An 11,999-nucleotide genomic window follows, 5' to 3' on the forward strand; every position below is an offset into this window, starting at 1 on the left:
AATCTTCCCGTAGGGCATAAAGCCCCTCCCCCCTTGCGGGGGAGGGGTTGGGGAGAGGGGGAATGGCGGCGGAAGCCGCAGAAAAGTTCTTGGCCGCTTCGCGGCGCCACCCTCTCCCCACCCCTCTCCCGTCAAGGGAGAGGGGCTTTCGATGCTCACCCCCCCTCCAGCGCCCCCATCAGATCCTCCCGGCGGTGCACCAAGCGCACCGCCAGGGTGCCGTCCCGGCCGCGGATCGTCACCTCGCGGCGTTCCAGCCGGTCGGGGTCGCGGCAACCGGCCAACACCGCCACCTTGTCCGACAGGATCACCGTGGCGCCGAGGTCCTTGGTCAGCTCCTCCAGCCGCGCGGCGACGTTGCCCGGATCGCCGATGAACTGGATCGAGCCCGAGGTGCCGCAGCCGGTCGGCCCCACCACCGCCACCCCGGTGTGGATGCCGATGCCGAAGCCCAGCGGCGCTTCCAGCTCCTCGGCCAGTTCCTCGCTGAGGCCGCCGATCTCCCGCCACAGCGCCTCGGCGGCGCGCAGCGCACTGGCCGCGGAGGCGCCGGGGTCGGCCTCGTCGGCGAACATGCCCATGACGCCATCCCCGGCGATGGCTGTGACGTAGCCGCCGTGCCGCCGCACCACCTCTCCCACCACTTGGAGATAGCGCCCGACGATGAACAGCGCGTCGTACGGCAGCCGCGCCGCCGCCAGCGAGGTCGAGCCGCGCAGGTCGACGAACAGCGCGGTGATCGGCAGCTCACGGCCGGTCGCCGGCCCCTCCTCGATGGCCACCAGCGCGGCGGCGCCGTCGCGCGGAGTGAGCAGCGGCGCCACCGTCAGATCGGACGTGGGGCGCAGCTGGCAGGCGAGGCGTACCGACGGCGGCGCCGTCATGCGCGCCAGCACCGCGGCCTCGGTCGGGTTGGGCGCCGGCAGCGCCGCCGCCCCCGCCGACACCCGCACCCGGCAGGTCGAGCAGCGCCCGCGCCCGCCGCACAGCGCCATGTGCGGGATGCCGGCGGCGCGGCTCGCCTCCAGCACCGAGGTGCCGCGCGGCACCACCACCGCGCGCGCGCCCGGATAGGTCACCTGCACCGGGTTGGCCCGCCGGGCATGCCAGTTGCGCAATTGCCGCAGGGCGATGGTGCCGACCAGCAGCAGCACGTAGCCGTCGACCAGCCAGCCGCTCAACTGGGCCAGGGCGGCGCGGCCGGCGGCGTCCTCCGGGTTGGCCGGCGGGTTGGCAACGGCGGCGACCGCGGGCTCGACCGCGACCCGGCGCTCGACGTCCCAGGCGCCGCTGAAGATCCCGGCCAGCGCCAGCAGGGGCAGGCTCAGCGCCAGCGCCCCCAGCACCGGCGCCCAGCGGCGGTACCAGGGTTTCACCAGCAGCCAGCCACGCACCCCGATGCAGCCGTGCAGCCAGAGGATCAGCAACAGCGCGATCTGCCGCGGCAGCATCAGGTCCGGCGACACCATCCAGTACAGGTAGAGCGCCCGGGTGTAGGTGAGTTGCGTGCCGGTGATCTCGTCGGAGAACAGGCCGGCCATGCCGTGCGAGATCAGCAGGATCGGGATGCACAGGCCGAGGCCGAGCTGCCACGCCTCCGCCCAGGGCATGCGCAGGTGGCGCCGCCGGTAAAGCGCCCACAACCCCAGCCCGCCGTGCGTCAGCACCGAGGCGACCAGCAGCGCCTCCCCCGGTCCTGTGCGCCACGGCCACAGCAGCACGGCGCGCGCCGTCTCCATCGCCGGCAGCAGCAGCAGCCCGCTGGCGTGCGCCAGGAAATGGCTGGTGGCGAAGGTGAACAGCAGCAGCCCGGTGAACAGGCGCAGCGGGCGTTCGATGGGGCGCGGGGTCATGCCGGGGCGTGTCGGTGGTGCGGGCGGCGATCTTATGGGATCATCCGCCGGCTTTCCAATGACGGGGACGCATGTCTCGGCCGACCGACACCCTGGTGGGGATCCCACTGTTCCGCTCGCTGGACCCGGTGGAGTTGACCGCGCTGTCGGCGCGCTGCCTGTGGCGGCGGGTCGAGGCCGGTCAGTGGATCATCGACCACGAGGATGAGGGCACCGACGTCTTCTTCGTGCTGGCCGGGCAGGTGCGGGTTACGATCCGCGCCGTCTCGGGGCGCGAGGTCATTCTGCGCGACATCCCCGCGGGGGAGTTCTTCGGCGAGATGGCGGCCATCGACGGCAAGGCGCGCTCCGCCGGTATCGTCGCGGTGACCGGCGCCACGGTGGCCCGCATGCCGGCGCCGCTGTTCCGCGAGTGCATCCACCGCCACCCGGACGTCTGCGACCAGGTGCTGCGCCTGCTGACCGGGGAGATCCGCAAGCTGGCCGGCCGGGTGAACGAGTCCAACACGCTGGACGTGAAGCACCGCATCTATGCGGAGCTGCTGCGGCTGGCGCGGCCGGACGGGCGCGGCGCGGTGGTCTCCCCTCCCCCGCCGCACGCCGATCTGGCGGGTCGGGTCGGCACCCGGCGCGAGGCGGTGTCGCGGGTGCTCTCGGCGCTGGAGAAGGAAGGGCTGCTGGAAAAGCGGCGCGGCGCGCTGGTGCTGCGCGATCCGGCAGCGCTCGAGAAGCGGGTGCGGCGGGCGATGGAGGATGGGTGAGGAGGTGGTCGCGCCGAGCCCCCCCCCGCTGGTCTGGAGGGAACCATTTCCCTTACATGAGGGCTGGTGAAATTGCTTGGCTTTTTGGAAATTTTGGAACCATAAAGCTCATTGCTGGAACCATAAATCTGTTCCGCGAGGCCGTGTTGAAACCATAATTCTGTTTCCGCGATGGAAACACGCTTGCGGCCGAGACATGATGCCGCCACGCCGGATCCGCCAAAACTTAGCCGGCACGCTATCGGTAAGCGTCCGTCGCAGATCGCGTCCCGGTGAGTGGTGTCCGAACGTGAGGCTGGCCCGCCGGAGCGCTCCCCCCTGGCTGGCACCCAGGCAGCCCCCGCGTGACGTCCACGAACAGCCACTAACATCATCCCTGCTTCGGATGCTCAAGCCCGTACTGCCGCATCTTCAGATACAGCGTCTTCCTTGAAATACCAAGCTTCTCAGCGGTTTCCCCGATTTTGAAATAATTTCGCGCAAGTGACGTTTCAATTACGTACCGCTCGAAAAGCTCTATTTGGGAGACTAAAGGAGCATCCGCAGAGGGCCCTCCTGGCATCGTACCGCCTTCGCCGATGCCAAGTACCACACGCTCAGCAGCATTGCGCAGTTCCCGCACATTCCCTGGCCAATCCTTCGCTTGAGATTGAAACAAAAATTCTGAGGTCAGTAACGGGGGGGCCCGGCGATTGCGTTCGGCGGCCAGTTCCACAAAATACCGGAGAAGTAGGGGGATGTCTTCGCGACGCTCTCGCAGCGGAGGAATCTGAATGTGGGCAACCGCAAGACGATAGTACAAGTCTTCGCGGAACTTGTTCGACGCAAACAGGTCGCGCAAATCGGCTTTGGTCGCGGCAACGACGCGCATATCCAGCGGTATCTGTTGGTTGCTGCCAAGGCGTTCGATCGTCCTCTCCTGCAAGACCCGCAGTAATCGGACTTGGACATGCATTGGCATGCTCTCGATTTCATCGAGGAACAAGGTCCCTCCGTTGGCATGCTCCAACTTCCCAATCCGCCGCGACTGCGCGCCGGTAAAGGCCCCAGCCTCGTGTCCAAACAGCTCGCTTTCCAAGATCGTATCTGGAAGCGCACCGCAGTTGATGGCTACGAAGTTGCGTGAGCGTCGCCGCGAGAAGTCGTGAAGACTGCGTGCAACGAGTTCCTTACCCGTTCCCGTTTCGCCGTGGATCAATACATCCGCTTCGGCTTCTGCGAGAGCAATCAGCGTGGCGCGCAGACGCTCCATTGCGGCGCTGCGCCCGATGATACGCATTTCGAGCGTATCGGCACCATTCAGTGCATCACGCAAGGCGCGGTTTTCCAGAACGAGGCGGCGATGATCAAACGCGCGTCGGATGGTTTCAACCAAATGGTCAGGGTCTGCCGGCTTCTCAATGAAGTCATAAGCTCCTTGTCTGATCGCGCGAATCGCCATCGCGATATCACCGTGCCCGGTGACCATCAGCACCGGAAGCTCCGGATCGATCGTCCGGACCTCGTCTAGCACCGAGAAGCCATCACGTCCGGGCATCCGAACGTCGGCGACAACAACGCCGTACCACGAGCGCGACAGACGCGATAACCCTTCGTCTGGGACGAGCGCCGTAATGGTAGCAATGCCTTCCAATTCGAGGGTTTGCGCCTGCGAATAGAGCACCTCCTCCTCGTCATCGATGAGAAGTGCCTGGGGCGGTGGGAGCACGGTCATGGCATGCACCTTCTGAGGGCGAGGGTGAATGTGGCGCCGTCCGCTGATGATTCGGCTGTCAGCGTGCCGCCGAAATCTTTTGCGATGTTATACGATATCGAGAGACCCAAGCCGAGGCCGGCGCCGGTCTCCTTCGTCGTGTAGAACGGGTCAAACACCGCCAACACTTTGTCTTCCGGAATACCGGACCCGGTGTCGCTGACTCGGATACGCACATCCATTCCGTCGGCGGTGACGACAATGCTAATACATCGTCGCGGCGATCCGCGTACGGCATCAAGCGCATTGCTCAACAGGTTCACCAGGATCTGCTCCAGACGAACCTCTTCAGCACTGACGGCACTCGACGGGTCCGCGATATCGATGGTGATCTCGGCGCCTTCATCCTTGAAGCGTGTTCCGAAGAGTGCCACAGCCGCTTCCACCACGGGGGCCAGCAAAACTGGACCGAGTTGCGTCCCCGGCCGGCGGGCGAACCGCTTCAGGTGGTTGGTGATCGAGGCCATGCGTCCGGCGAGTTCGATGATTTTGCCGACGTTGCGCTCGGCCTCTTCACCGCGACTGCGCTCGAGCAAAATGCGAGCGTTGTGTGCGTAGGATCGTATCGCCGCGAGAGGCTGATTGAGTTCGTGGCCTACTCCCGCGGCCAATTGGCCGAGCGCGGCCAGTTTGCCAGCTTGCACGAGTTCATCTTGAGCCTCGCGCAGTTCTGCCAGTGCACGGGTAAGGTCCGCGGTGCGTTGGGCCACAGTGTGCTCCAGCAGCTGCTGTACCTGAAGGCGCTCGGTCATATCAGTAATCGTTACAATAAAGCGAAGTTGATTGCGCCGAAAGAAGGGGCGTATCGCGATCTGCAACGGCACTGGCGCACCATCCGGGCGCCGACCGCCGCTCATCACCGAAAAGGGCTCGGCGACGGCATCAGACCGCTCGCGTACTTTGGAAAAAAAGGCATGAATCGCCCCGCAGGTTTCCAACTCCAGCCGGTCGGTCAAATGCGTGGTCTCACCATCAATCAGCTTAGCAGCCACGGGACTTACAAACTCAATCTTGCCGTACTCGTCGGTCGTGACCAGGCCCGCTTGTGCGTTGTCGATGATGGCCTGCGCATTAGCCTCCTCGACTTGGATGGCTGTGTCACGGAAGACGACAAGCGCAGCGGCCATGTCAGCAATTTCGTCCTCCCCCATCAATGGAATCGGAGTTTGAAGGTTGCCCGCCGCGATCTGCGTCGCGGCATTCCGCAGGACCAGGAGACGTGACATAAGGTTGCGGTTGACGTAGAGCCAAGCAACAAGGATTGCGATCGTCAGACTGGCGATCGGTACGGCCAAAAGCGCCTGCCGCCCCCGTCCGATTGCCGAGTTGGACTGCGCTGCTGCTGCAGAGGCTGCTATTTCGGCATGGCGGATATACCCCGCGATGAGCCTATTGAGGTTCGCCACAAGCAGACGGTTCTGTGTCAGAAGGTGCTGCGAGTTGGCACGGCTGGTCAGTTCCGCGCGGCGGACTGCGGGCACTCCGTCGGCTGCTCTCGATAAGTCGAAAATCCGGTACGTGACCTGTCGCAACGTTACGGTGTCGAGGCGGTTCCCCAACGTCTTCAGATTAACTTCGATCAGGTCGGCCGTCTCATCCAAGAAATTTATGGTCTCGTCGAGAAGATCCAGCGTCGGCGCCGTCGCCGCCCGAGCAATCAATCCTACGGCCAAATTGCCATTGGCGTTTAACTCCTGAAGAGCGTCACTCTTGCTGCCTTCCTCTCTGACCCGGTTGAGGAAGGTTTCGATCTGAACCGCACCCTCAGAGCCGTTCGCCCCTTCCAACGCTATTTGAATGTTGAATCGGGCGTCGGCAACGAGGGGCTTGATCTCGTCCAGGAAGTCGGCGTGAAACCAGCGCAAATGCTCACCAGCATCGCGGTTTTCCCGACCGAGCCGCAAGCGGGTTCGTACTTCGCTATCCAAGCGTCTCAGATTTTCAACCAAGTTCGCGATCAGCCTCCCAGGCTCATCGCCTTCCTGGAAATACTTAACGTCGAGTTGCCGTTCAAGATCGCGAATCGCATCAAGGTGCTGTTCGAGATCGGTTCGGATGAGAGCAACATCTTCCTCGGTGCGTGCGGCCGCCAATATTGGGGCGGTCGCGATGATCGCTCCCCCGTGTTCTGCCAGCCGTGTGGACAGGCCAAGCGCCGGCAAATGCCGATTGCCGATTTCGGCAAGGCCCTCCGAAAGTCGCGCATAGGACCACCAGCCTACCAACGTAGCTATGACGGACAGAGCAGCAACGCTGACAAACGCCAGGAATAATTTTGCTCTGACGCCGAAGCGGGCCGTACTTTGCATGACGGTTTACTCCGGATCCAGCGAAAGTCCGAGACGGGCAGCGGCGGCCAATGCGAATTCTCGCGCGCCGTTCAGGGTACGACGTGAATACGTGCGCAACTCTGCCTCCAGTTCGGCGTGCCGCTGAGGCACCAACTGGCCCGGGGTTATGCGGCGCAAGCCAGTTGCATAGGCGCGATCGTTTGCCTGGGCCTCCGAAACAGGCATAGTTTGTATGGTGCGACGGGCTTCCGCCACGAGACGTGCCGCCTCCACATCGGGCTGCGCCCGCAATCGTTCCTCGCTGCGATGAATGAGGCGCCAGAGCCGGTTCAGGTCGCTCACCCGCAGAGTGATCAACTCATCGAACAGAATGTTGACCAATTCGTAGCGGACACGCGATATCTCGCGGTTGAAGACGAAGCGCTCATCCTGCTGTTTGGTGTGATAGGGATTGAGCTGGCCGGCGTCAGCGTGCTCGTAAACGGAAGGCATAATGGGCAAGCGCTGGATGTCCGGGTGAAGGAGTAGCGTTTGCCCATGCACGGAAAATAGGAAGTCAATGAATTTTTCAGCTCCGGCGCGGTTGGGGGCATCCCTCAACAAAGCAACGCTGGCAGGAAGAAAGACGTTGCTGGGCGGGTAAGCAAACCGAAGCTTAACGCCGGCTGGCAATTGCGCCTGCCCAAGAAAATCAATGGTAACACCGATCCCGAAACGCCCCCGGGCAATGCCATCGGCAACGCCGAAGCTTCGCGCTGTTACCGTCGCAAGATTACCGGCGATCTCCAGCCACGTCGCCCAGCCCTGGTCCCAGCCGTTGACTTGGAGCACCGTCTCGACCATCAGGTGCATGGTGCCCGACCTCGACGGCGACGAAATCCCGATATGCCGGTGGTAAGCCGGGTCTCGGAGGTCGTCCCACGTGTGTGGCACGGGGATGTGGTTGCGTTCCAGGTAACTCGGGTTCCACAACAAGCCGAAGCCGGAAAGCGCAAAACCAAGATATTTGCCGTCTGGATCATTGATAGGATAATTGCCGATCCGGTCCGGCGCCCCCGTCGAGCGGGGCTCTATAGGAGCCAAGCGGCCTGCGAATTTCAGCACCTCGAATGCATCTGGCGCCGATGCCCAGAACACATCGGCCGGATCATCTGGTCGATCTTGGATGTGCGCGATAGCAGCGGTGGTCTTCTTATTGATGATACGGAGATTAATACTGTCGTTCGCACGCTCGAAATCTTCACGAAGCGGCTCGTAGAACGATGCTGGATAGGACGTGATAACGGTAACGATGTCCTTCTTCCTGCTCCGCACCACCGACTCGGCAGCATCCGCCACACCAAACGCGAAGCACACAAATACGCAGAAAGCGACGAGCGTCGCGTCCATTTTCCGCTTGTCATAACTCAGCATCGCGAAGCTCCGCGCTGTTCCTATCACCCGGTGCAGACACGCCGTGTGAAGCCGTCTACTTCTTCATTCAATCGCCAAAACTGTTGATTAAGTGTAACCGACGCGTCGCGGACGATATCAGCGGCCATCCCGGTTTGCTGCACCGCATCGCCAACACCGCCAATGTTCTCGGCCACCTTCTGGGTACCGTCGGCCGCCGCCTGGACGTTGCGCGCAATTTCCTGCGTGGCGGCACTCTGCTGCTGAACGGCTGCAGCGATAGCGGATGCGATCTGGTCGATCTCGGTAATCGTTTTACCGATGTCCCTGATCGCTTTCACGGAGGTCGCCGTGGCACCCTGGATGGCCATTACCTGCGTGGTGATTTCTTCCGTGGCTTTCGCGGTCTGGTTCGCGAGATTCTTGACCTCCGAAGCTACGACTGCAAAGCCTTTGCCCGCCTCGCCAGCCCGCGCCGCTTCGATGGTGGCGTTAAGGGCGAGTAGGTTTGTCTGGCTCGCAATGGTGTTGATCAGCGCGACGACATCGCCGATCCGGTCCGCGGCTTCGGCCAGTCCTTCTACAGACGTGTTGGTACGATTGGCGTCTTCGACAGCTTGGTTTGCAATGGCCGCGGATTGGGCAACGCGATTACCGATTTCCTGGATGGACGCGGTAAGCTCTTCCGCCGCAGCGGCAACGGTCTGGACGTTGGCTGTGGCTCGGCCAGAGGCTTTGATCGCAGCGAGAACTTTGTCTCTCGCCGTTTCGGCGCTGGCCGCCATCATTGCCGCAGTCTGCTCAAGGTCGCCGCTCGCCGCCGATACGGTCTGTACCACGCTTTTAACCGTACCTTCAAAATCGCCAGCCAGTCGATTCATCGCCTGTTGACGCTCTTGCTCCAGACGGCTCTCAATCTCCGCCTGTTCCGCTTCGAGCCGCGCGCGCGCGATCACGTTGACTTTGAAGATGTTGACGGCATGAGCCATCGCACCAATCTCGTCGGTCCTGCTTGTGCCGGGAACGTCGATGGCGGTGTGCCCATCGGCAAGTTGAGTCATAACAACTGTCATTCGCCCAAGCGGCGCCGTGATCATCAACAAGGCCAAATAAATCGCACCCATGATAATTGCCAACAAGGCAAGAAGCTTAATAAATCCCGCCCGCAGTGCATCCTGTTGCGCTTGGGCAAGGCGTTCGGTTGAAAGACGGAAAATAAGCTGCCCGAGGTTCTTTTTATTTCTGCTGCCGCCGTACTCGATATCGAACGTCTTTTCGATGTAACCGGTTTGAGTATCGAGCTTGCCATGGGCCGCGACGCGTTTCTTGTCCGCGTTGACAACCTCGGCCGACAAGAAGTCCGGGTCGCGCTCAAGGGCAACGAGTATAGCCTGTGTTTGGTCGTCGGATATGTCCCACAAGGGCTGTGCTAGGGCGTCAGCTTGGATAGCCCCGACCAGCGAAGCACGTGTTTCCAAGCTGGTCGAGCGCTCGGCCTGATTGCGCCAGAACTCCACTTGATCGGCAATCCCGATGATAGCCACCATGATGACGGCTATCATGATCAGGGTTTTTGTCTTCAAGCTGCTCGCCCGCCGAAACGGCGTAGCGTCGGATGGATTATTTGGTTTCATTGGGTCACTCGCTCCCTTGCAGGCCCTGAGCAAAATTGAATGCGGACACGTCAGGGACGAGCGCCCTGAAGCAAAACTGGCGCCCGTCGGCCTTGCTTGCCTCTGTCGTTCCGCACGTGATTGCTCAGGCAAAGCACGGCGTCGATGTCACGAACGACCCGCCGCCGCGCATAAATATTAAACTACTTGTTTCCCGTATATTGTGACAATATTTTATCTAACTCGCCGTTTAATTTCAGTTTGTCGAGGGCTCCCTTGACAAGAGCAACTGTAGATTCAGGAATATTTTTTGATAACACCATGTATTGAGCCTCATCATGAAATGAGACTGGCAGGATACGAACTTGATCTTGCCGTTTAGCTTCTTTAATTGTCTGGGATAGCGCAATGTCAGTTTGATATACAAAGCGACCACGCCTTGCCAAAAGCTTTTCAATGTTGTTGGCGGTGCTTTTGCCGTTAGGGTCAACCTGAAGGCCACCAACATCTTCAAGGAAGCGCACCTGGGCGGTGGCGTGCGATACCAGAATGACGCCCTCCCCCCCTAATTTGCGTATATCGTCAAAAGACTTTACCTCTACCGTGTCATCCGCACGGACCGCCATCACGTTGTGCGTACTGTAAAGGGCAGGATCAAGGAAAGTATATTGTTTTTCACGGTCCGGGTTTTTTATCATTCCAAGGAACGCATCCAGTTCACCACCTTTCAAACCTGCTTCAATGCGCGGAAATGGCGCAAAGCTGTTGTAGCCGGTGAATTTGATTTCCGGCTGAACTCGCTCGATGGCTTGCATGATATCGACAGCAAGCCCTTTCATTTCATTACCGCTCTGGTAGTATTTTGGAGAACTGTCTTGTGCCGCAGTGCGCAATTCGATTGCATTTGCACAGGCCGGAATTCCAAGCAGCGCGGCTGTGATAAAAATTATGGAGCGCATCGACTCCTCCTCTCATTTTGGCAGTGGCTCTTAACCGGGGACGAAGTTGTGATCATACCGTCTGTGGTGTTACCCCAGCACATACGCTATTTCCGCATGTCATGCATACCTGCATGTTCTTAACAACCTCATAATTATCGTTATTAGAATGACTGTGAACAATGAAATGACACGCTCCTGTTGGATTGTTTTCTATTGCAAAGCAATTATTGTTGGACACTACTATTTTAAATAGTGTCTGCAGATGCTTTGCGCACCTAGATGGACGAGGATCTTATCTCCCTAATTGAGAGCAAACGACACCTTGAGCTTCTTCCTTTGTCTGGCAATGCTGCATACGCCTATGCATGCAATGAGCATACCAGACAAAAAAAGGTCGCCAAGTCAAAGGCCCGCCACTTCCCACAGCCCATGCGCCGACGACTATGGGGCGCAACGGTAACGCACGCCCGGTGCAATTGGGTAAGAACGGTAACCGCAGTGGGGCGCGGCAGCGTGCACCGCGGCCCGGATTTGAGACACCCGACTAGCAGGCTGCTGAAAAACTACCAGCGATGAGCCTTGATCAGGATCTCGTCGCCGTGGTGGATGCTGATTTCAACCTCGAGGCTCTCGTCCTCGGCCAATTCGGCCGTGCCGGTGCCGTGGATGGAGGTCATCTCGTCGTTGCCCTCGAAATCGAAGAAGATGATGCTGACACCGGTCTCGCACCCCAGGTCGGCCTGAAGGGCGCCGAACACCATCTCGCTGCGGCCGTCTTCGTCGAAGCGGATGTAGGCCGGCTCGACCAGATCGAGATACGCACGGTCCCACTGGTCAGCCTCGGTGAGGCGCCACTTGCCGAGCACCTTGCAGCGCCGCGCCGCCGTCATGGCGGCGCCTCCAGCAGCTTGGGCAGGCGGATCAGGTTGTAGGCCGCCGTGGCGAAGGTGAAAGCCCAGCCCACCCGGGCCGTGCCACGAAAGCGGCTCTTGCGGTGACCGGCCACTGTCTTGATCCAGCCGAACACCTCCTCAATGGTCTGATCACAAATGACAAATTCTGCCTGTCGCGGCCGGTGCGGCTCGCCCTGAGCTGGTGGCGGCGTGCTCTGCGTCTGCGCGATGGCGCGCGGGGAAGGGGCGGCACGGTTCCTGATCTCGATGGAGATCGGGGAGGTGCCGATGAAGCGCCACTGGCAGGTTCGCCGCACCCTGCAACCGGCAAAGGATGCAGCCCGGCGGTGGGATCGGGCGTACATGCTCCTGGGCACGAGCCCATGCGACAGCCGGGCAGCCCAGGCGAGCGCCACCTCTTGTAAAGGCCGGATGAAGTTTCCCCAAAACGGGCGGGCGAAAAATCCCCAGATGGTTGGCGGAGTCAAGGATCGGCGGCTGG

At 61.0% G+C, this 11,999-nt stretch carries 9 protein-coding genes; 1 reads left to right on the forward strand and 8 read right to left on the reverse strand.

What is annotated here, in order from left to right; translation table 11 throughout:
- Nucleotides 1–155: 155 nt before the first annotated feature.
- Nucleotides 156–1,853 carry a 2Fe-2S iron-sulfur cluster-binding protein gene (locus TSO221_RS01790; RefSeq protein ID WP_109116771.1) on the reverse strand — a complete coding sequence of 566 codons (1,698 nt, stop codon included), beginning with the start codon at nt 1,851–1,853 and terminating at the stop codon, nt 156–158.
- 71 nt (nt 1,854–1,924) lie between these two features.
- Between TSO221_RS01790 and TSO221_RS01795 the strand changes: the two genes are divergently transcribed.
- Nucleotides 1,925–2,614 carry a Crp/Fnr family transcriptional regulator gene (locus TSO221_RS01795; RefSeq protein ID WP_109116772.1) on the forward strand — a complete coding sequence of 230 codons (690 nt, stop codon included), beginning with the start codon at nt 1,925–1,927 and terminating at the stop codon, nt 2,612–2,614.
- 370 nt (nt 2,615–2,984) lie between these two features.
- Here the strand turns inward: TSO221_RS01795 and TSO221_RS01800 are convergent, their stop codons facing one another.
- From TSO221_RS01800 to TSO221_RS36250, 7 genes are all read right to left on the reverse strand, one after another.
- A complete protein-coding gene (locus tag TSO221_RS01800; protein WP_109116773.1) occupies nt 2,985–4,328 on the reverse strand; it encodes a sigma-54 dependent transcriptional regulator in 1,344 nt (447 codons plus the stop codon).
- Nucleotides 4,325–6,676 (reverse strand): ATP-binding protein, encoded by a 2,352-nt coding sequence (locus tag TSO221_RS01805; RefSeq protein ID WP_109116774.1) that lies wholly within the window; start codon nt 6,674–6,676, stop codon nt 4,325–4,327. Before TSO221_RS01805 ends, TSO221_RS01800 begins: the two co-directional genes overlap by 4 nt.
- Before the next feature lie 6 nt (nt 6,677–6,682).
- Nucleotides 6,683–8,071, reverse strand: coding sequence for an extracellular solute-binding protein (locus TSO221_RS01810; RefSeq protein WP_247877881.1), 1,389 nt, complete (start codon nt 8,069–8,071; stop codon nt 6,683–6,685).
- Nucleotides 8,072–8,094: 23 nt separating this feature from the next.
- Nucleotides 8,095–9,633 (reverse strand): HAMP domain-containing methyl-accepting chemotaxis protein, encoded by a 1,539-nt coding sequence (locus TSO221_RS01815; RefSeq protein ID WP_158283966.1) that lies wholly within the window; start codon nt 9,631–9,633, stop codon nt 8,095–8,097.
- Nucleotides 9,634–9,866: 233 nt separating this feature from the next.
- Nucleotides 9,867–10,622 carry a transporter substrate-binding domain-containing protein gene (locus tag TSO221_RS01820; protein WP_109116776.1) on the reverse strand — a complete coding sequence of 252 codons (756 nt, stop codon included), beginning with the start codon at nt 10,620–10,622 and terminating at the stop codon, nt 9,867–9,869.
- A gap of 545 nt (nt 10,623–11,167) precedes the next feature.
- The gene (locus TSO221_RS01825) at nt 11,168–11,494 is read right to left on the reverse strand and encodes a hypothetical protein (protein WP_109116777.1); all 327 of its coding nucleotides are present in this window, start codon (nt 11,492–11,494) and stop codon (nt 11,168–11,170) included.
- Nucleotides 11,491–11,999 (reverse strand): transposase (locus TSO221_RS36250; RefSeq protein WP_247877882.1); only part of this gene is annotated, 509 nt, incomplete at its 5' end. The genes TSO221_RS36250 and TSO221_RS01825, both read right to left, overlap by 4 nt.

Source organism: Azospirillum sp. TSO22-1 (genome assembly GCF_003116015.1).
In the GTDB taxonomy this organism is placed as follows: Bacteria; Pseudomonadota; Alphaproteobacteria; order Azospirillales; family Azospirillaceae; genus Azospirillum.

Excerpts from the sequence above, each read along its gene's own strand:
- TSO221_RS01820 (WP_109116776.1), bottom strand. The coding sequence starts at position 10,622 with ATGCGCTCCATAATTTTTATCACAGCCGCGCTGCTTGGAATTCCGGCC.
- TSO221_RS01825 (WP_109116777.1), bottom strand. The coding sequence starts at position 11,494 with ATGACGGCGGCGCGGCGCTGCAAGGTGCTCGGCAAGTGGCGCCTCACC.
- TSO221_RS01805 (WP_109116774.1), bottom strand. The coding sequence starts at position 6,676 with ATGCAAAGTACGGCCCGCTTCGGCGTCAGAGCAAAATTATTCCTGGCG.
- TSO221_RS01810 (WP_247877881.1), bottom strand. The coding sequence starts at position 8,071 with ATGCTGAGTTATGACAAGCGGAAAATGGACGCGACGCTCGTCGCTTTC.
- TSO221_RS01795 (WP_109116772.1), top strand. The coding sequence starts at position 1,925 with ATGTCTCGGCCGACCGACACCCTGGTGGGGATCCCACTGTTCCGCTCG.
- TSO221_RS01800 (WP_109116773.1), bottom strand. The coding sequence starts at position 4,328 with ATGACCGTGCTCCCACCGCCCCAGGCACTTCTCATCGATGACGAGGAG.
- TSO221_RS01790 (WP_109116771.1), bottom strand. The coding sequence starts at position 1,853 with ATGACCCCGCGCCCCATCGAACGCCCGCTGCGCCTGTTCACCGGGCTG.